The sequence below is a fragment of the Psychroflexus torquis ATCC 700755 genome (assembly GCF_000153485.2).
Lineage (GTDB): Bacteria > Bacteroidota > Bacteroidia > Flavobacteriales > Flavobacteriaceae > Psychroflexus > Psychroflexus torquis.
The window spans coordinates 762,273-783,190 of sequence record NC_018721.1; the positions used below are offsets into that span (position 1 = coordinate 762,273).

At 32.4% G+C, this 20,918-nt stretch carries 20 protein-coding genes and 1 pseudogene; 1 reads left to right on the plus strand and 20 read right to left on the minus strand.

Going from position 1 to position 20,918, the window contains the following annotated elements; all coding sequences use genetic code 11:
• Nucleotides 1-1,393: 1,393 nt before the first annotated feature.
• The 3 genes from P700755_RS03330 to P700755_RS03340 all read right to left on the minus strand — a co-directional run bounded on the left by P700755_RS03330 (nt 1,394) and on the right by P700755_RS03340 (nt 2,699).
• A complete protein-coding gene (locus tag P700755_RS03330) occupies nt 1,394-1,807 on the minus strand; it encodes a type II toxin-antitoxin system VapC family toxin (protein WP_015023341.1) in 414 nt (137 codons plus the stop codon).
• On the minus strand, nt 1,804-2,049 hold the full coding sequence (locus tag P700755_RS03335; protein ID WP_015023342.1) for a DUF6364 family protein: 246 nt from the start codon (nt 2,047-2,049) through the stop codon (nt 1,804-1,806). The genes P700755_RS03330 and P700755_RS03335 overlap by 4 nt, the downstream gene beginning before the upstream one ends.
• Nucleotides 2,050-2,324: 275 nt before the next feature.
• Complete coding sequence (locus tag P700755_RS03340) at nt 2,325-2,699, minus strand: hypothetical protein (RefSeq protein ID WP_015023343.1); 375 nt, start codon at nt 2,697-2,699, stop codon at nt 2,325-2,327.
• A 1,026-nt stretch (nt 2,700-3,725) separates the two neighbouring features.
• Here P700755_RS03340 and P700755_RS20530 point away from each other — a divergent pair.
• Nucleotides 3,726-4,209, plus strand: a pseudogene (locus P700755_RS20530) (M24 family metallopeptidase); the annotation flags it as partial.
• Here P700755_RS20530 and P700755_RS20380 read toward each other — a convergent pair.
• The 17 genes from P700755_RS20380 to P700755_RS03430 form a co-directional block, all read right to left on the minus strand.
• Entirely contained in the window at nt 4,132-4,386 is a 255-nt protein-coding gene (locus tag P700755_RS20380) for a hypothetical protein (protein ID WP_211206092.1), read from the minus strand. The pseudogene P700755_RS20530 and the gene P700755_RS20380 sit on opposite strands and share 78 nt — an antisense overlap.
• Before the next feature lie 296 nt (nt 4,387-4,682).
• Nucleotides 4,683-6,440 (minus strand): serine hydrolase, encoded by a 1,758-nt coding sequence (locus tag P700755_RS03350; protein ID WP_015023344.1) that lies wholly within the window; start codon nt 6,438-6,440, stop codon nt 4,683-4,685.
• A 101-nt stretch (nt 6,441-6,541) separates the two neighbouring features.
• Complete coding sequence (locus P700755_RS03355) at nt 6,542-6,772, minus strand: putative signal transducing protein (protein WP_015023345.1); 231 nt, start codon at nt 6,770-6,772, stop codon at nt 6,542-6,544.
• Nucleotides 6,773-7,475: 703 nt separating this feature from the next.
• Nucleotides 7,476-8,222, minus strand: coding sequence for a DUF4184 family protein (locus P700755_RS03360; protein WP_015023346.1), 747 nt, complete (start codon nt 8,220-8,222; stop codon nt 7,476-7,478).
• 159 nt (nt 8,223-8,381) lie between these two features.
• A complete protein-coding gene (locus P700755_RS03365; RefSeq protein ID WP_015023347.1) occupies nt 8,382-8,861 on the minus strand; it encodes a hypothetical protein in 480 nt (159 codons plus the stop codon).
• A 410-nt stretch (nt 8,862-9,271) separates the two neighbouring features.
• Entirely contained in the window at nt 9,272-9,583 is a 312-nt protein-coding gene (locus tag P700755_RS03370; protein WP_015023348.1) for a hypothetical protein, read from the minus strand.
• Nucleotides 9,584-10,582: 999 nt separating this feature from the next.
• Nucleotides 10,583-11,035, minus strand: a complete 453-nt coding sequence (locus P700755_RS03380; RefSeq protein ID WP_015023349.1) for a hypothetical protein — start codon at nt 11,033-11,035, stop codon at nt 10,583-10,585.
• Nucleotides 11,036-11,052: 17 nt separating this feature from the next.
• Nucleotides 11,053-11,295 (minus strand): S26 family signal peptidase, encoded by a 243-nt coding sequence (locus P700755_RS03385; RefSeq protein WP_245535998.1) that lies wholly within the window; start codon nt 11,293-11,295, stop codon nt 11,053-11,055.
• Between the two features lie 32 nt (nt 11,296-11,327).
• On the minus strand, nt 11,328-11,822 hold the full coding sequence (sodN, locus tag P700755_RS03390) for a superoxide dismutase, Ni (protein WP_015023351.1): 495 nt from the start codon (nt 11,820-11,822) through the stop codon (nt 11,328-11,330).
• Nucleotides 11,815-12,018, minus strand: a complete 204-nt coding sequence (locus tag P700755_RS03395) for a hypothetical protein (RefSeq protein ID WP_015023352.1) — start codon at nt 12,016-12,018, stop codon at nt 11,815-11,817. The genes sodN and P700755_RS03395 overlap by 8 nt, the downstream gene beginning before the upstream one ends.
• A gap of 994 nt (nt 12,019-13,012) precedes the next feature.
• Nucleotides 13,013-13,609 (minus strand): mobile mystery protein B, encoded by a 597-nt coding sequence (locus P700755_RS03400; protein ID WP_015023353.1) that lies wholly within the window; start codon nt 13,607-13,609, stop codon nt 13,013-13,015.
• Nucleotides 13,600-14,061, minus strand: a complete 462-nt coding sequence (locus P700755_RS03405) for a mobile mystery protein A (RefSeq protein ID WP_015023354.1) — start codon at nt 14,059-14,061, stop codon at nt 13,600-13,602. The genes P700755_RS03400 and P700755_RS03405 overlap by 10 nt, the downstream gene beginning before the upstream one ends.
• Nucleotides 14,062-14,576: 515 nt before the next feature.
• Nucleotides 14,577-15,629, minus strand: a complete 1,053-nt coding sequence (locus P700755_RS03410; RefSeq protein WP_015023355.1) for a hypothetical protein — start codon at nt 15,627-15,629, stop codon at nt 14,577-14,579.
• Between the two features lie 450 nt (nt 15,630-16,079).
• Nucleotides 16,080-17,051, minus strand: coding sequence for a toxin-antitoxin system YwqK family antitoxin (locus P700755_RS03415; protein WP_015023356.1), 972 nt, complete (start codon nt 17,049-17,051; stop codon nt 16,080-16,082).
• A 349-nt stretch (nt 17,052-17,400) separates the two neighbouring features.
• The gene (locus P700755_RS03420) at nt 17,401-18,267 is read right to left on the minus strand and encodes a toxin-antitoxin system YwqK family antitoxin (RefSeq protein WP_245535999.1); all 867 of its coding nucleotides are present in this window, start codon (nt 18,265-18,267) and stop codon (nt 17,401-17,403) included.
• A gap of 483 nt (nt 18,268-18,750) precedes the next feature.
• Nucleotides 18,751-19,413, minus strand: a complete 663-nt coding sequence (locus P700755_RS03425; protein WP_015023358.1) for a CPBP family intramembrane glutamic endopeptidase — start codon at nt 19,411-19,413, stop codon at nt 18,751-18,753.
• Nucleotides 19,414-19,538: 125 nt separating this feature from the next.
• On the minus strand, nt 19,539-20,375 hold the full coding sequence (locus P700755_RS03430; RefSeq protein ID WP_015023359.1) for a LytR/AlgR family response regulator transcription factor: 837 nt from the start codon (nt 20,373-20,375) through the stop codon (nt 19,539-19,541).
• Nucleotides 20,376-20,918: the final 543 nt, after the last annotated feature.

Here is a 20,918-nt window from a genome sequence, read left to right on the forward strand (position 1 = left end):
CTTCACTTCGTTGCTCTTCGTTCAGAATGAGTGGGGAAATACCGCTCATAAAGCAAAATATCATTCCGATACAAAATGTCATTCCGACGACAGGAGGAATCTCTTTCCGTTTTCAATAGAAAAGATTCTTCACATCGTTGCTCTTCGTTCAGAATGACAAGAAGTAGCATGCCACTCATAGAGCAAAATGTCATTCCGACGATAGGAGGAATCTCTTTTCGTTTTCAGTAATAAAGATTCTTCACTTCGTTGCTCTTCGTTCAGAATGACAAGAAGTAGCATGCCACTCATAGAGCAAAATGTCATTCCGACGATAGGAGGAATCTCTTTTCGTTTTCAATAGAAAAGATTCTTCACTTCGTTGCTCTTCGTTCAGAATGACAAGAAGTAGCATGCCACTCATAAAGCAAAATGTCATTCCGACGATAGGAGGAATCTCTTTTCGTTTTCAGTAATAAAGATTCTTCACTTCGTTGCTCTTCGTTCAGAATGACAAGAAGTAGCATGCCACTCATAGAGCAAAATGTCATTCCGACGACAGGAGGAATCTCTTTTCGTTTTCAATAGAAAAGATTCTTCACTTCGTTGCTCTTCGTTCAGAATGACAGGGGAAATACCGCTAACAAATCAAAATGTCATTCCGACGATAGGAGGAATCTCTTTCCGTTTTCAATAGAAAAGATTCTTCACTTCGTTGCTCTTCGTTCAGAATGACAAGAAGTAGCATGCCACTCATAGAGCAAAATGTCATTCCGACTATAGGAGGAATCTCTTTCCGTTTTCAGTGATAAAGATTCTTCACTTCGTTGCTCTTCGTATAGAATGACAGGGGAAATGCCACTCACAAAGCAAAATGTCATTCCGACGATAGGAGGAATCTCTTTCCGTTTTCAATAGAAAAGATTCTTCACTTCGTTGCTCTTCGTTCAGAATGACTGGGGAAATACCGCTCATAAAGCAAAATATCATTCCGATACAAAATGTCATTCCGACGACAGGAGGAATCTCTTTCCGTTTTCAATAGAAAAGATTCTTCACTTCGTTGCTCTTCGTTCAGAATGACAAGAAGTAGCATGCCACTCATAAAGCAAAATGTCATTCCGACGATAGGAGGAATCTCTTTCCGTTTTCAGTGATAAAGATTCTTCACTTCGTTGCTCTTCGTTCAGAATGGCAGGGGAAATGTAGGTTTTTGTGATTTTCACTTGCGCAATTATTTTCAGGGGCATTATTTATTTTCAAAAATAATGAGTGGAATAATGGTTATTCCCTATTTGGAAAGCACTCTAAAAACAACCTTCTCTTCTTGTAAGGTTCTTGCCAACTCCTCGAATTTCCTCTTATTTAAAAATCCCAGATCAGTCAACAAATCATATAGCGGACTCCACTGGCACTATTTCCGAGCCAAATATTCTTTTGCACTTAAAACAGGAATTTTCGAGTTTTTAAAGTCCTTTTTATTCCGTGTAATAATCACATCAATTTGATTTTCGATGGCAGAATAGTATTGCAATCCATCCTCGAAATCTGGAAAATTATCATCACTCAAAGCTAATTCTGTTATTTTATCATCTAAGCTCAATAGTTCAACGAGCACTTTAAATTTTCTCAATATTTCTCTTGCTTCTTTTGCAGACTTAAGTTTTGTCAGAATATAATTTGTGTTGGCAAATGTCAAAGAGGAAATTGACAATTCTAATTCTTTTTTGTCCGCACGAGAAAATAAATCGGCAGCTTCATCATAAAATTTATCTCTTTTTGCAAGTAAATCAATGACGATATTTGTGTCAATTAGTAATCTGCTCATTTATATTTCTCAATTAGATAATCAGAATATGAATCTTTCACATCAAAATCTTTATCAAGTGATATTATACCACTCAAACTTTCCACAAGAGGCGTTATATCCACTGGATTTCTTTTTTGTTTAGTCAACGCAGTTAAATACGATTCGATAAGTTTTGACAAACTAATATTGTTCGATTTGGCATAATTTTTTGCGTTTTCAATAATAGTTTTATCCAAACTTAATGTCAATTTTTTGTCCATAACAAATATTTTACGTACAAATTTAATTATTTATTACGTAAGTTTAATTTTATTTCGATTTTTTTTTGCTTGTGGCTAACGGTTAGATAAGCGTTGTATATCAATAACTTAGCACTACCATACTTCGTAATATTTGCGATATTTTGCTAACCTGCTTTATTCATAAGTGACACAAAGCAGTGGTAAAAGAAGGCTGGATGCAACAGACTACTTTTATAAATATCTACGAGCAAATATTACGGGCACACAGACAAACCTTTCAAATAACTACCAATTTAGGTATGCCGCTTAGGTGCTGTTGTAGATGCATTTTTATTTTTGATTGATATTATCAAAAGTGTTATTTGAAAAGGTATTCCAACTCCATAGCATATTTGTCCAATTAGTTTTATTTTATGACCTGATGACAAGTAATCTTGAAGCCATAAGGGTAATCCAGTCAGAATGGTAATCAATAAAATTATTAAAGTGATAATGATATGGTATTTTGATTTTCTCACTTGATACATTGCTATAAGTGCCAATATTGATGCAATTAATACCGTTAAGTAAGTCAAAATAAATTGAAGGCCAGGAGGCCCTAGATACATTGTAAAACCAAAAAGATTTACAATTATTGATATGATTATTAAAGTTATATAAATTTTCATTTCTAATGCCCTACAACATCCATATAACCCCTATTTAAATCTTCAGTAGAGGGCATATCTGTTAAAGATGTCGATTTTATTTTTATCTAAATTAACACTTTCACACATATTATCCAAGGGCCTTTTAATTAACCACTGAAAATGCTGAATTCAAGATTCTTCATTTCGTTGCTCTTCGTTCAGAATGACAAGTATTAGAATTCCACTCATAAAGCAAAATGTCATTCCGACGATAGGAGGAATCTCTTTCTGTTTTCAGTAATAAAGATTCTTCACTTCGCTGCTCTTTGTTCAGAATGACTGGGGAAATACCGCTCATAAAGCAAAATATCATTCCGATACAAAATGTCATTCCGACGACAGGAGGAATCTCTTTCCGTTTTCAGTGATAAAGATTCTTCACTTCGTTGCTCTTCGTTCAGAATGACAAGAAGTAGCATGCCACTCATAGAGCAAAATGTCATTCCGACGATAGGAGGAATCTCTTTCCGTTTTCAGTAATAAAGATTCTTCACTTCGTTGCTCTTTGTTCAGAATGACTGGGGAAATACCACTCATAAAGCAAAATGTCATTCCGATACAAAATGTCATTCCGACGACAGGAGGAATCTCTTTTCGTTTTCAATAGAAAATATTCTTCACTTCGTTGCTCTTCGTTCAAAATGACAGGGGAAATACCACTCATAAAGCAAAATGCCATTCCGACGATAGGAGGAATCTCTTTTCGTTTTCAATAGAAAAGATTCTTCACTCCGTTGCTCTTCGTTCAGAATGACAAGTATTAGAATTCCACTCATAAAGCAAAATGTCATTCCGACGACAGGAGGAATCTCTTTTCGTTTTCAGTGATAAAGATTCTTCACTTCGTTGCTCTTCGTTCAGAATGACTGGGGAAATACCGCTAACAAATCAAAATGTCATTCCAACGATAGGAGGAATCCTCACTTAATTATTTTTTCACCATTAAATTACGCCTTTTTTTATTGGTGATAACGATGTATTTTTTAAAAGGATAAAAAAACACAGATGAGAAAGTTTATTTTTTCACTATTATTCCTGCCATTTATCATTAACGCTCAAATTTTATCGAAACGAGATCGTGCAACTTTAAAAGATAAAATATTAGCAGATCGGTTTGATAATCTGTTGCCGAGTTTAATGGATCGCGCTGATATTGACATGTGGTTGGTCATCTCTAGAGTATAATGAAGACCCCGTAATACTAACCATGCTTCCAGCAACTTGGCTAAATGCTAGAAGAAGAACGATATTGGTTTTTTATCGAAAGAAAGAAAAACGATAGAAAAGCTCGCAGTAGCTCGCTATGATGTTGGCGAGAATATTACTTCTGCATGGGATAAAGAAAAACAACCAAATCAATGGGCAAGGTTAGTCGAAATTATCAACGAAAGAAATCCAGAGAAAATTGGAATTAATGTATCTCCGACTTTCGGAATAGTAGATGAATTGGTTCAAACTGATTACCATGAGTTAAAAGGAGCGCTTCCACATAAGCATAGGGATCGCTATAGTAATGCTTGTCCATGCCTAAATAAATATAGTTGTTCTTGGCTACTTTAAGATCCCGATAGTATTTAAGCTCAAAAGCTTCTGTCGGTAAGCCTTGCAGGCTATGTTTTTCATCAGCTATAAATTTTTCTTCCCGGGAATACTCCTTCTGATGCATACGGGTTTGGTTATGTGCCCTTATCTTTTCTTTGATAGCTAGGTTCAGCGAAGCCAGATCAAAGAATTGTTGATTGCGTAATTTGGCGTATACACGGCTATAGATGAGTTTCACTTGATTCTCTACTAAGGATTTGTCTTTGGGTTTTCTGGGGCGTGTGGGAGTAACGGTAGTGCCATAATGAATGGCGAAATCTTCCAGTGCACGGTTTACATCAAGTTCGTAAGAGTTGGCCTTTATAACGGCAGATTTTAAATTATCGAGAACCGAGGTATTATATAATTAATCGCTTAAAATTAATCTTTTCTTTTACCTATCATTTCGCGTCCTCCTTGAAAAAGAGTGACACTATCTATATCGCCAGCATCATTTTTATTAAAAACTAATTGTGCATCAACTACTTTTAAATAAAATTCATTTTCAGATTTTGGAAATATATCAAATACCAGTTGCCCTGTGGCTTGCGTTTTTAATTGATTACCTTCTCTGGTAACGCTAAGAATAAAACCTGGTTGGAGCTCGTATTTACCTATATAAGTTTCTAAAACGGCATTGGATACTTTTACTTCTTTTACCAAATCACTTACATCATCCCCAAGGTTCTTTAAAGAATCGATACCATTTTGGTTATTTGGGTTTAATGCTACCGATTTTCTATAATTTTTGATGGCTAGGTCGTTTTTACCTAACTTCATTAAACTTTCTCCAAAACTATCATAGGCATTCGACGATGTAGGAAACTCTTTAATAATAAGTTGAAATACTTTGTTGGCTTCTTCTACTTTATCAGATTCCATAAGTTGATAACCAATCGTATTCATTTCATTTTCACTTAAGCTATAGTTTTCAGACTCTTTAATACTATTATAATGTGATAGTCCTGCCTCAATTCCTTTAGCTTCAATAACGGCCAATACGGCATCGGCAACCGATTTTTTAGGCATATCGTATTCTTTGCCATGCATGATGCCTAGAATAGCTTTTGTCATATCGTTAAGTGGTGCTCTACCTGTATTATTTAGAAGTACAACCAAAGAATTATTGGAAGTTGTTCTAGAAATATTAGTATTAAATCCGTTAATACCACCGCCATGCCCCATGGCATAAATACTATCTGTAGATTTTCCTATTTTGGCGTAACCAACAATCCATCCATAAGCATAATGGAGATTATCAAAACCAGGGATATGAGGTTTAAAATACATGGTCATATATTCTTTTGGTAAAATGCTAGTGGTATACAAAGCTTGATCCCATTTATATAAATCTTCAACAGTGGAATATATCGAACCGGCTGCATACGGAATAGACATGTCTAAATAACTAGAGTTCACATAATCTCCGCCTTGTTTTTCGTAACCAGTGGCTCTGTTTTTTAAAATATCACCGTGATTGTCATATCCTGAATCCTTCATACTTAGGGGGATAAAAATTTTATCTTGAAGCATTTGCTCATAGCTTTTTCCAGCCAATTTTTCAATAAGAACACCAAGAAGGAAATAACCAGAATTGCTATAACTAAATTTTTCACCTGGTGTAAAATCCAATGCTTTATCAGAAAATGTTTTCACAAACTCTTCTGGGGTATATGGATTGCGACTTTCGTCTTCCATAAACTTAGGAAATGCTGTGTAATTAGGTATTCCTGAAGTATGTGTTAGTAAATGATGGGTGGTTATTATATCACCGCTGGCTTTTGGATAATCTGGCAGATAGGTAGTAATAGGCGCTTTTAGATCTAGTTTCCCTTCCTCTACTAATTGTAAAATAAGCATTGCTGTAAATTGTTTGGTGATAGAACCCAAACGATGTTTTGTATTGGGCTGATTTGGAATATCCCATTCCATATTTGCCATGCCAAATCCTTTCTTGTATATAACCTTTCCTTGATCGGATACTAAAACGGAACCATTAAATTTGCCATACTCCTCATAGGTACTTAAAAGTTCTTCGATTTGCTCCACTTTCGCTTGAGCAAAACTCATACTGCTTAATAATAATAAAAGTATTAAGATGCCATTTTTAAAGAATAGATAATTTGAATTTGATTTCATAATTGAATATTTAGTTGGTTATAGTAAAGCACAATGTTTAGCCATTGGTACTAACATCCAGCAGGGTGTTAGTACCAATGGAATGTGTCGTAAGCTGTTTTTTATTGTTTCTCATTATTCTCTAAAAATGTATTGATTATCTTTTTAGCTTTTTCAAGATCTGAAGTATACACATAAAGTTCAACGTCATTTGCAGAAGTTCCAAAACCGGCAAGTCTGGCTGATTCAACATTATCTTTAATCAATGACGGAATCTCTTCTTCCTCTAGTATTTGAGCAATTCGATTTATTAAAATTGAGCTGTTCGTTAGAATTTTTACATGTTCATTCATAGTTTTATGCTTTTTTTCATGTTTTACAACAACCACATAACCTATTAAAATTTTCAGTGGAAGGCATATCAACTAAAGATGTTAATTTTATTTTTATCTAAATTAACACTTTCATATATATTATCCAAGGGACTTTTAATTAACCATTAAAATACTGCATTCAAGATTTTAATACAATGGAGGTTTCCAACACTACTCGTTTATCTTTTTCCTTATGCCAAATTAAATTTATAATGTCACATAAATAAATTGAATTATACTACGACGTAGCTCAGCACAGGTTTTTTGATTTATTGAAGTTAAAAATAATTAGCATAGCCTTAGCTACGATAATTATTTTTGATAAAAAGTAGGCGAAAAAAGCCTGTGCCGAATTCGTATCGGTAAAACGATTTATTGCGACATTATAGGTTTAATTTGGTATTAAAGGGCAAACGCAAGTTTTCGTCATTTTCATTTCTACAATTATTTTCAGTGACGATATTTATTCTCAAAAATAATAAGTGGAATAAAGGCACTCCCCTATTTGGAAAGCAGTTCAAAAACAACCTTCTCCTCTTATAAGGTTCTTACCAACTCCTCGAATTCCCTCTTATTTAAAAATCGGATCGGTCAACAAATCATTTAGCGGACACCACTTAGCCTGCCTGTTGTGCCTTGGCAGGCAGGCGTGGAAGTGATGGCCTATCGGCACGCCATATGCTTAGTTTTTGTAGCTCGTTTTAGTTTTTCTTTTATTTAATTTCAGAGGGGTTAAAATCAAACTCAAAAGTCCTGCAGAAATTGCAGTCACAATTACGTTTCCGTATTGTTTCAATTCAAGACCGCCTAAAAGTCTCATTGCAATTATAGTTAATGTCAGCCCTATAAGAATAGTCCAATATTTCAAGTTTACATTTTCTTTTTTCATTTTTCTAGTCGGTAGTTTATAAATAGCAAAGGCAATTGCCAGTCCACCGATGAGGGTTGATGAATGTTGTAAAATTTTCAAAATTGGAACTTGTTTACTGAAAAAGTCTACTGAATTTGTTAATGCAGGAATTATATTGACAAAATATCCGTGGTCGTGAGTAAAGCTATCCCAAAAATTGTGTGATGCAGCTCCAATCAAGATTGAAATTATCACAACTAACCAATTTCTATTAAAGTATCTATTCCAGTCAAATAATTTAAATACTGAAAACCGTGATTTTAAAAAGGTTGGTAAATTGTCGAATAAATCATTTCGAACAATGTTGTGAAAGATGAAAGTAAGTAAAAGTCCTAACGGAAGATCAAACCAAAAAAGTCCATCTATCGTGTGGCTGTAATCACTTCTTATTCTCATTCTTAAAAAATACTCAAAGTCAGGTGTCAAACTTCCGATTACAAGTCCCGTTAGAGAAAACCATTTTCTTGGAAAATATGTCAGTGGTAAAATAATCGCTGGATGTGAGAATGTAAATGGCATTAAATCTACTCGTATTTTTTTGATGTTTGCTAACGATTTGATATACTCAGTAGTGGGATTTATGCACTTACTTTTCGCTTTGAAACCGAGTTTAAATTTATAAAAAATTACTTTTGGTTAAGTCACAACTCCACTATTCCTTTCATACTCGCATTTTACTTAGTTCTTATCAGCCAAAAACTGTTCTGCGAAACTACTTTTCAATTCAAAAGATCGGCAGCCATTGGTTGAAATCGTATGATATTCACTCAGTAATTTTTCCGATTCGTCCGAGTGATCGATTTGTCTAATACGATCAGAAAATTTAACATCTTTAATCTCCTCACCAGTAATTAAATACTCCTTAGATAACTCAAAGTTTTCAGCACAATTTCCAGCATTGTTTTGATTGATCAAAATAGTGTGAATTGCCTTGTTTCCTTTTATTAAAGAGTCTATTTTAAAAATTATCATTTCTTCTTCGTAATCCGTTTTAGCCTTTATCTTTTCAATAGGTCTTCCAATTGCTATTAAATCACTTCTTGTTTTTAATCCATTGATGGATTTCGTGTTAAATGGAAAGCAATCACAGAATACGTTCGTCTTGTTCGACTCAATTGTCGGTATTAGAAGGGTTAACATAAAAAATATTATTTTCATTTTTTTATTGAATTATGCCTAACGTTTAGTACAAAAGAATTAGGACTGTAAATAAGGGATTAACTTTCAGATTAACCACAAGCCAAATCTTTTACATTTTGTTTTATCTTATTTTTCTAAAAGCCAAATTGAAAGATTTGGCGACCTCGCAAATATGCGTGAACCATTGGGTTTAAAACTTATTTGTCCTATTTTTTAATACTTATGTTGTGGTGCGTTTTTATGCCACGTTTTGTTTTTATTCAATTTTCCATTTAAACCTTTTGTAGATCCAAATGTTTCTTAAAATTGTCGCGTAGTCGATTTCTAAAAAACATTCCCATTAGATAAAAAAATATTCCAACTGCGATTATAATTAGTCCAAAAATTAAGCTTTCATCATTTGATTCTGCCACTATTATGGTAAATATTCATATTAATAAAGTAAAAATAGGGAAAATGGCTATAACAGGATTTGGTTTAATGTTTAACTTTATTAATGTGCCTTTTCCTGACTTTATAATTTCTCCATTTAAATAAGCCGTTTTTCTTTTAAAATTTGGTACGAAATACGTAATATATGTCCATTTGTCATAAGTCCCAAACTCATTTTGACTTGTAAATCTTCCAACAAAGCTTAAGTTACTTTGCTTAAAAACATCTTCAATTTTTTGCCTTAAATTACTTGCATTCAAATTTGAAGAATAATTTATTTTTTTGGTATTGAGTATTTTTTCAATCATTTTGTATCAGTATATGATTTTCAATAATTTCGTCTCGGTTTGAGCTCCCACCATTGTAATATCGAATGAACTGTCTTAAAAATCATTATATTCATTCGCTAAATGATTTAAATCATTTCTTTTGTCAATAGAATAAAGATAATAATAAAGTAATTCCGTTTCTGCCATTCCTAAATTTTATTGGTTGTCACAAGATTTTTTTTTAGATGCACCACAACATCCATATGAACCCTATTAAAATCTTCAGTATAGGATATATATTTAGAACGTTGTTTTATTATCAACTAAACTAACACTTTCATATATATTATCCAAAGGACAATTAACTACTAAAATACTGTATTCAAGATTCTAAAGCAACGGAGGATTACTATTGCAAAATCTGGTAGGCCTTATGATGAAAATTACGTTTCTGTATTGCCTAAATAAAGAAAAATCAATTTAAAAAGCATAATGAATCAGTTTTATGAATCTCTGAGTCAAGACTACTCCTGTTTCAAATTAATGTAGAAAAAGGTTGCTTTTTACCTCAGTTCTTTGTTATAGCAAGTGTTGACTATTTGCGGAGTATTTTGAACCGATTTTTTTTACTCCTTTGGTAGTTTAGGTGAACAATTTCATTTTGCAGATCATGATAAAAACCCTTACTCTCTGGATGGAGCCTCTGCCAAATTTTATCCAAACCAAGAAAACCACCTATGTTGCGATCATCTATAAATATATCTACATTTATTTTCCTGCTATAATTTCCTTCTTCAGTTTCAGCAGGATAATTTTTGTTAACCGCGAAAAATTAAACTCCGTTATCAGAACAGAATTTTACTGTATCCTCCAAACGCTTACCTTAACGGTAAGTCCACAAAATTAAAGGGTGACCTTTCTTCTGTAGTTCTTTCATTGTGGCGAAAGCATAGAGCATTTCCCTATCGATTATGGGGTAGGTGTGCTCTACAATTGTGTCGTCAAAGTCAATTGCTATAATTTTACCTGTCTATTGAATCAAACAGTAGAAGTAGATTTAACATGCTCTTGAATATTGGCAAATACCGTTTGCTGATCTTGAGGTTCTATCGCATTTTTGTCTGCGAAGTGCTTGTATGTTAAGAGGGCCATTTTTAGTTCGTTTTGAATAACAGAATCATCTGCTTGACCTTTAGATAAAAACATAAAATAATAGATGACCCTTTTAAGCATCTTTTCACCTTTTTCTATTTCACCCATTTCTTCATAAGTAAAAGCAATATTTTTACATGATATAGCAAATACTTGCATAAATGGTATTCCCATCTCTATGGCATCAAGTTGATGATTATTCAAGACCTCAGCTCGACATAAAGCTTCTTCATAGCCCATAAGAGCTTCTTTAAGCTTCCGTTCATTGAAAAGTTGGTTGGCTGAATTTGTTTTTTCTTTCCAAACAGATTCTATATGCTGCATACACGACTCACTCATGATAATTTTGTTTTTGATTAAATTTTCATAATAACTTTTCCTTCAATCATGTTGAAGTTTACTAAACCGATAGATTGGCTAGTTGTACTTTTCGGATAACTGCCTTGAACGTAGTATCCATTTTCGTTCTTCTGGCATATTTCTTTTATCAAATAGCCGTAAGTGGGATGTTTAAAAATGATGACATCTCCCTTCCGAAGTTTGACCAGCTTTGTAGTTACCGATACAACATAGTCGCCTTCCAAATAAGAAGGTGACATGCTATATCCTTTTATTTTTGACAGTTTCAGCATTACAGCTGGGGATAGACTACCTCTAATGAAGGAGGGTAAGGACAAACGGCTTTTTTGGTAGATACACCTTTGATTTCCCAGAATATTTCGGCAAACCTGTTTACTTTTTCCAGTAATTGTAAGGCTGCATCTTTGTTTACTTCCTGTCTTGTCTTAGAACCAAGAAGCATAATACTATGGGTTAGCTCGTGCAACTCAGGATACTTTTCAAATTGTGGTGCTTTGAAAAAATCACCCCAGATGATGCGTATTTCATGCTTGACAATGGCCGCGTGCCGCTCTTTTTCAGCAATGTATCTGTTTATTTCATTGTGCCAATCTACAGAATGCTTTACTTCTTTATGATCGTTGATTAAATCCGTCATACGAATCACAGTTAAACATGCTACAAGTACATGCCCAGGATCATAGATTCCACAAGGGATATCACAGTGTGCCTGTACTTCTTTTATAGGTATGATTCTTTCTAAAATATTTATCGTTTTATTAAACATGGTTTCTGTTCTTTTTGAGTTGTTTTTTGATTAGAAATAACGCAGAAACAGTGAGGACTGTAGCCAAGACAGTAATAATTTCAATACTCAAAGATTCAGTCACGTGAATATGAGGTGTGGATTGATGGCTAGCGTGAGCCATAACAGAAGTTACCCCAATTAGAGATAAACATAATGTACTGATGATTTTTTTCATAATTATTTGTTTTTAGATTTCAAATTTTTAATTCCTTTTTAGATTTCACTTATTTTGTAAAGTTCCTTCGAAGCTTTTCTCATATCTCTTTGCATCAAGGTCTTATTCTCTTTTCGATTTCTATTTTATGGATTTCGAGATACCTTATTGAATAATCCATTAAATAATAATTGTTACTGCAAATATAGATAAAATTATACTAATCTAAATTATTATTTAGACTAATCTAAATTTTTAATAAGATCAGTCTAATAAATATAATTAGATGCATATTATTTCCTGTATAAAACAAGGAAGTGGTTATATTTAATGCATAAATCTATTATTTGATGAGTTGTAAAACCCTAATGAAACCTAGAATTATAGGGATGAAAACGATTGTACCGATAATAAAATCGGGCTTGTATTTATTGAGGTAATCGCCTAAAAGTCCTGCTGCAATGACTTGCAAATTGATATACACTACCTAAAAAAGTGAAAATTGAATGAATTTAATCTCGGATTGGCTATAACGTCCCCATATACTCTATTCAAATCCTCAGTATAGGGTATATATCTATTATAGAATGTTGTTTTATTATCAACTCAATTAACACTTTCAAACATTTTATCAAAAGGTCTTATAATTAACCACTAAAGATGATGCATTCAAGATTCTAAAGCAACGGAGGATTGCCAACACTACTCGTTTATTCTTTTTCATTACAAAACAAATGGAGTTTTTGTCAATTTCACTTTCGTAATTATTTTCAAGAGCATTATTTATTTTGATAAATAATTAGTGTCATAAGGGGCTTCCCTATTTGTAAAGCATACTGAAAACAACCTTCTCCTCTTGTAAGGTTCTTACCAACTCATGAAATTCCCCCTTACCAGCAATCCCGGATAAGTCAACACATCATAAGCGGAATCCACAGAGCTTGCCTGTCGTGCCCTGGCAGGCAGGGTGTCGAAGTGTTGGCCTATCGGTACACCATATTCTTAGTTATTGACATTAGTTTTTTGCGAATTCAATTAAGTGTTTGAAATTACCATTATCAGCTTCTCTCAAGGATTTTATATATTGATTTCTTGTTTCGCTAGCTTTAACCATATTGGATTGGTGCCAGGAAAATATGTCATTCCCAAATATTGATTCTATAATAATGTCAGCCATCATTCTAGAGTGTCTTCCATTTCCATTTGGAAAACAATGAATAAATACTATGCGATGTTTAAATCTTATAGCTATTTCTACAGGCAAAAAAGTTTTGTTTTCTATCCAATATTTAGTGTCGTCCAATAAATTTTTTAATTCAACTCCAATTTGCGTCCATGGAATTCCAATGTTCTTTTCTGTCCTTCTAAATTTGCCTGCCCAATTCCATACTTCACCATACATTCTTTTATGCAAGTCTTTTACAAACTTTTCTGTTAAGATTTTTTCAGGTTTGAATTTTGTGCGAATAGTCCATTCGACTGCATTTTCAATGTTCAATTGCTCAAATTCATCTAGTTCTCTTTGAGTAGTAATAGACTTTATTTTAAGACCTTCCTTTTCTTCTTCGTCTAAAGGTGTTTGTCCATCCTTATAATCGAATTCTAATCCCATAATGATTTTTTCATCTCTCGTTTTATTTCATCAGCAAGTTCTTTTATGGTTTTAGTTATCTTTTCATCTCCGATTCCTTGGTCCTCTAATTTCATATTTTGGTTAGTCCTTAAAACTATTTTTTGGGCCAATTTTTCAGCCTTTAAGTTGACTAGGCTTTCAATAGTCTCGTCTTTAGGAAAAAAACCATAGACAAATTTCATATTCAAAGCATTACCAACATCCTTTAATTTATTAATGGTTATCTGACCTGTAGCTTCACGTTCCTCGATTTTTTGTATTGCTCCTTTAGTTAAGTTAAGTTTGGTCCCTAATTGGTTCCTCGTCATATTAAGAGTGGTTCTAATAGTATTTACCCAACCTTTTTGGGGGACTAGGACCATAGCTGCATCTTTAAAATTTGCTAATTTGTGGTCAAGTTGTTCTATGAGTAGTTTTTTCTTATTTCTCATTTGTTAATATTTTTATACATATATGTATTTAACTTTATTCAAAAGTATACAAATACATATAAAAAAAACAAATTAAAGAATACTTATATGTATTCTTTAAAAATTTAAATCATACTAATACGTATGATTAAGTTTGTGTAAAGGGTTCTGATTTAGTTAATGCAAACATCTATATAAACCCCAATTCAACTCTTCAGTATAGGGTATATATCTATTTAGGACGTTGATTTATTATTAACTAAACTAACACTTTTGTATACTTTATCCAAGGGACTTTTGATTAACTACAAAAATGCTGCATTCAAGATTCTAATGAAACGGAGGTTTACTATCGCAAAATCTGGAAGGGCTTATGATGAAATGTACGTTTCTGTGTTGACTAAATAAACAGCAAAAAATCAATTAAAAAAGCTCAAAGAATCAGTTTTATGAATCGATGAGCCTAGACAACTCATGTTTTAAATTAAAGCAGAAAAGAGTTGTTTTTTACCTCAGTTCTTTGCTGTAGGTAGTTTTTATTCCTTGTAAACGTACAATCTTATCTCTCGATTACTGCTGAAATTAAACATATATGCATTAATCCCTTGTTCATTTTTCCATCTAATTTTTCTTCTTCCACTTTCCTCTGTAACATTCTGAATTGGAAAACCTAAAATATCATTTAAAGTTTTTAGTACAAATTCAAATTTTTCATTGAATTTGTTTTCTAAATCTTTTTCTATTTTTGGATTAGCTCCAAAATTTGTTTTTTTAAAGGTTTTCCAATTAAATGATGCAACTTTAATGTTTTTATCGTTTTTGGTATAGAAATAGGTTGATTTTCCTTCAAAATATGGGCATTCAATTCTTCTGTAACTTATAGGGTTGTCAAATTTGAATCGTTTTTCATTTGGATAAATTCCTTCTCCAAGAGACCAAAAGTGACCAAGCGAAAAATCTTCCGAATTAATAGAATTCTCATATTCTGTCATTTTCGTAAGCTCAAAGTCTTCACTATTGTGAAGCTCTGAAATTAATATCTCAAAATGGTTTTTGAATTCTTTTTCTCCAAACTCAATATTTTTATCTGTATTCTTAATACAGGTTGAATCTATTTTTGTCTCAATTTGAAATTGTTCAAAATTTTCTTTAGGAATAGTCTTAAACTTCTTAAAATCAATTTCCTCAATTTGATAAGGCCAATATTCAATTGATTTTACACCTTTAAATAGTGCAGAAGTAGAAGTCTTTTGAAACTTTTTTTTATTTGGAATTTTGATTTTTAAATCATAATTAAGATTGTTATTTAAACCACTAATTAGTACAAGCATAGAATTAGTTTTGTTTCCAAATTTTCCATTTGCAAATACACCAATTATTTGATTTTCTTTTGGCTTGATTTTTATAATAGAATCCATTTTTGACAATTCAATTGTTCCATTATATGAACTTTTTGATATTAACTCAAAATTCATATTTTTTATAGGATTACTAAATTCAATTGTAAATATTGTTCCAATTTCAATTTCTTGAGAATTGGCTGAAATTGAAAGGCTCAATATTATGAATATGTTTATTAGTTTTCTCATTTCTTAAATTGGCTACAACATCCATTCAAATCCTCAGTATAGGGCATATGTCTATTTAGAGCGTTGTTTTATTACCAACTAAACTAATACTTTTGTATACTTTATCCAAGGGACTTTAAATCAACCAGTAAAAATGCTGCATTCAAGATTCTAAGGCGACGGAAGATGGTCAACACTAATCGTTTATTCTTTTTCACTACAAAGCAAACGCAGGCTTTTGTCATATTCATTTTCACAATTATTTTCAGTGGCACTATTTATTTTATAAAAATAAATAGTGGAATAAAACGGTCTTCCTAATTGCAAAGCATTCTAAAAACAACCTTCTCCTCTTGTAAGGTTCTTGCCAACTCATCGAATCCCCCTTTATTTAAAAAGCCCAGATCAGTCAAAAAATCATTTAGCTTTGGCCTATCGGCAAGCCATATGCTTAGTTATTGCTACACGCATTTATTCCGTGTTGATTAGTTTACCATTCTCGTAAGTTTCCGTTTTGGTCAGTTTTCCTTGTTCGTCGAAATATGTCCAAACTCCGTCTTTTTTTAATCCGTTACCATAAAATCCGCTCTCGCTTATTTTTCCATTTTCGTGAAATTCAGTAAAATTTCCAGTCACAAGTCCATTGTCATAATTTGCCAGAAGTCGGATATTTCCATTTTCATAATATGCGGTAAAAGATTTGTAAGTCAGATTATCGAGTGGAAATCTTGTCTCGCCAGTTTTATTTTGGTGTCGGTCAAAATCTATCGTTATCAAATGAGTAAAATCACGATACTTTATTTTTTTCACAAAGCCTGTATCATCATAATTTTCTGAAACCACTTCGCCAGATTCCGGAATTTTCTCTTCCTCCGCTCCGAGAATGACTTTTACATTTGGCATTCTTTGTACTTTTACAATATCTATACTGTAAATTTTGGTAAAGTTATTTTCGTTAAGGAACGAAGTTTCTAAATAATCTTTACTATCATTTTTCTTCCCTATTGGGAATTGATAAACCACATAATTAAGTTTAGAATTTCCGTCAATCGGAACGACTAATTTTTTGTTGAAATTGTCAAAATCAATTTTTGCATTCGATAAGGTTTCGTTGAAATCATCAACCGTTTTTTGAATGTAATCCGAACCTGCGCTTTTTTGATACTCCTCAATTCTCATTTTTATTGTATCCTCAAATGAATTGAAAAATTCAGTGTAATCTTTTTGCTTTATCAATTCTAAAACACCCTTTGATGTTTTCACAGCTTTTTTGTCATTTTGAGCAAATCCAAATTGAGTTATCAAAATTAAAATGGTAAATACGATTGTTTTTTTCATATGTGTGCTATCATCCCCATAACCCCTATTCAAATCTTCAGTGTAGGCTATACATCTATTTAGGACTTTGTTTTTATTATCAACTAAACTAACACTTTCAAACATTTTATCCAAGAAACTTTTAATTAACCACTAAAAATACTGCATTCAAGATTCTAAGGCGACGAAGGATTGCCAACACTACTCGCTTATTCTTTTTTATTATATCGCAAACGCTGGTTTTTGCCATTTTCATTTTCACAATTATTTTCAGTGGCACTATTTATTTTATAAAAATAAATAGTGGAATAAAACGGTCTTCCTAATTGCAAAGCATTCTAAAAACAAGCTTCTCCTCTTGTAAGGTTCTTGCCAACTCATCGAATCCCCCCTTATTTAAAATCTTGGATCAGTCAACAATTCATATAGCGCTAGTCTATCGGCAAGCCATATGCTTAGTTATTGCTACACGCATTTATTCCGTGTTGATTAGTTTACCATTCTCGTAAGTTTCCGTTTTGGTCAGTTTTCCTTGTTCGTCGAAATATGTCCAAACTCCGTCTTTTTTTAATCCGTTACCATAAAATCCGCTCTCGCTTATTTTTCCATTTTCGTGAAATTCAGTAAAATTTCCAGTTACAAGTCCATTGTCATAATTTGCCAGAAGTCGGATATTTCCATTTTCGTAATATGCGGTAAAAGATTTGTAAGTCAGATTATCGAGTGGAAATCTTGTCTCGCCAGTTTTATTTTGGTGTCGGTCAAAATCTATCGTTATCAAATGAGTAAAATCACGATACTTTATTTTTTTCACAAAGCCTGTATCATCATAATTTTCTGAAACCACTTCGCCAGATTCCGGAATTTTCTCTTCCTCCGCTCCGAGAATGACTTTTACATTTGGCATTCTTTGTACTTTTACAATATCTATACTGTAAATTTTGGTAAAGTTATTTTCGTTAAGGAACGAAGTTTCTAAATAATCTTTACTATCATTTTTCTTCCCCATTGGGAATTGATAAACCACATAATTAAGTTTAGAATTTCCGTCAATCGGAACGACTAATTTTTTGTTGAAATTGTCAAAATCAATTTTTGCATTCGATAAGGTTTCGTTGAAATCATCAACCATTTTTTGAATATAATCCGAACCTGCGCTTTTTTGATACTCCTTAATTCTCATTTTTATTGTATCCTCAAATGAATTGAAAAATTCAGTGTAATCTTTTTGCTTTATCAATTCTAAAACACCCTTTGATGTTTTCACAGCTTTTTTGTCATTTTGAGCAAATCCAAATTGAGTTATCAAAATTAAAATGGTAAATACGATTGTTTTTTTCATATGTGTGCTATCATTCCCATAACCCCTATTCAAAACTTCAGTATAGGGTATATATCTATTTAGGACGTTGTTTTTATCACAAACTAAACTAACACTTTCACACATAGCATCCAAGGGGACTTATAATTAAACCTCTCAAGATTTTGCATTCAAGATTCTAAGGCGATGGAAATTTTGCTATTGCAAAATCTGGTAGGCCTTATAATGAAAGTTATGTTTTTGTGTTGCCTGAATAAATAGAGAAAAATCATTTAAAAAAGCTCAAAGAATCAGTTTTATGAATCCATAAGCCTAGACTACAAGTGTTTCAAATTAAAGTAGAAAAGAGTTGTTTTTTACCTCAGTTCTTTGTTAGCTGCTGTGGTTTAATTCGAGAAAACACGAACTAGCAATGTATTAGTCTACCTATTTATTCCGTAACGTGTTCAAAAAGGCACATTTTATTGGGTAGATTCAAGGTATAGGTATCATAACTTGGAATCGTTACGCCAAACCAAAGTAAATACAAATTAAAGCAATGGTGTCAAAAAAAGCATGTACAGCAATAATAAACCATAAATCGTATTTACGCAAGTAGAATATCAGGGCCAAGAGTGCTCCGACAATCCCTGTAACAAGTTGCCCTGTAATTCCTTGTTGACTATGCATAAAACCAAAGAAACAAGCAAATAGAACAATATTAAGCACAATGCTGACTTTGCTTTCTCCTAAGAATTTTACAAATTGTCGCATAAAATAACCACGAAAGATAATTTCTTCTCCAAACGCCGTAGCACTCCACACTAATAATAAAGCAATTAAACAGGCAGGGAGATTTCCTCTCAACTGATCAAAACTTGTGTAATCTATAGGAGCTCCTGTGAGTTTTGTAATTCCAGGAACCAATGCAAAGACATAAAAAGCAAAGAGTCCTAGTGCAACTAATGGAGCAAGTACAAAGATATTTTTAAATGTGAATTTTTCACGTTGAAATCCAAGTGCTGAAAATGGTTTTGCTTTGTATTCTATATAATTCGCTATAATGATTAATATAGAAATAATGATATTTTCTACGTAACTAATACGCACTGGTCCAAACCATAAAAAGCAGATGATTATAAAGGTAATTAATGGAATTAATGTTTGTCTTAAGGTAATTTTATTCATTGTTTTCTGATTTTAAATCTTAAACGAAATAATGAACAAATTCTTGAAATACCCCTTTAAATACTTATGTTTTTACCGAATGGTCGTTAATTTATAACTGAATAGTCGATAGTTTTTGGCCTCTTTTATTGAAACCAATCTATAAATGCTTTTCGCTTGTAACGACTGATCATGATTTCAGCAATCGTATCGTTTACAGTGGAAACTTTTAACCTAATACGCAACTTACCATTTTCAATTTTTTCAATTTGATCTACAGCATCTTTGTGAATGATAATTTGCCGATTGGCTCTAAAAAACAATTGATCATTTATTTTTTCTTCGAGCTCGTTCAATGTAAAATCGGTATTAATTTTTGTGCCATCACTTTGGAGAGTATATACAATTTTGTTTTCGCTGTAAAAGCACGCAATATTTTCATAGCGAAGCTTAATTATTTTCGCGCCGCTTTCAATGGTGATTTCAGCATCTTTTATAGATAACTTATACAAATTGTATATGTCTTGTGCATACCATAAACCTATGAGAATAAAACTCAGTAATAAGGTAATTAGCAATCCAATTAATAAATAATAGAACTCTGTCTGTCCACCTGCAACTATATTGAAAATAATATTTACAGGAAAATACATGATTGTAATATATCCTAGAGTAGAAGCCATATACCATGTGATAGTGACAATTTCTACTTTTTTAGAGAAATACTTTTTCTTGTAAAATTTTAAATTAAGATGCGCTATGATACCAATGAGAATAGACAAAGCAATAGACGACAGAAAACCTTCTATAGGAAATCTATACGATTCACCGTCTGGAAAACTTTCGCGCTTAGTTAAATGATTTAGCACTAAAAATAAAATCATCAATACAATTGCTTTCTGAAACCAACGCCAAGCAGAACTATAAAAAAATGTATGCCATACTTTTTTTTGTATAGCCTTGGCTGGTTGTATCTTATTCATGAATAAGCGGATATTTTTTTGTTAAGATATATTTGAATTAGAATGCTTTTTTGCCGTTGCATATAGCGTTTAGTATATGGCGCGTTTTAATGCCCTATATATATTGTTGTAAATAGTTTTGATATTCTGGATTTCGTATTATTCTGCATTTTATCAACACGGAAGATCTAAAAAGCTTATTTCGCCAACTATTGTTTTTTCATAGCATTATAAATAAGTGCATTTTGTAATCCTGCTGCAACTAATAATACACCAAATAGATATTTGTAATTTTCTGTACCACTATAGAGATATGAAGCTAAGAGAATTACAACGGCCCATATTATGGCACTTATAATCAGTATATTTTTCATTTTTGAATTTATTTTATTGGGATTACTTATAGTTTAAGTTAGTATTCAATTACCTACAACATACGTATAACCCCTATTCAACTCTTTGGTATAGGGCATATATCTATTTAGAGCGTTGTTTTATTATCAACTAAACTAACACTTTCAAATATTTTATCCAAGGGACTTATAATTAAACCTCTCAAGATGC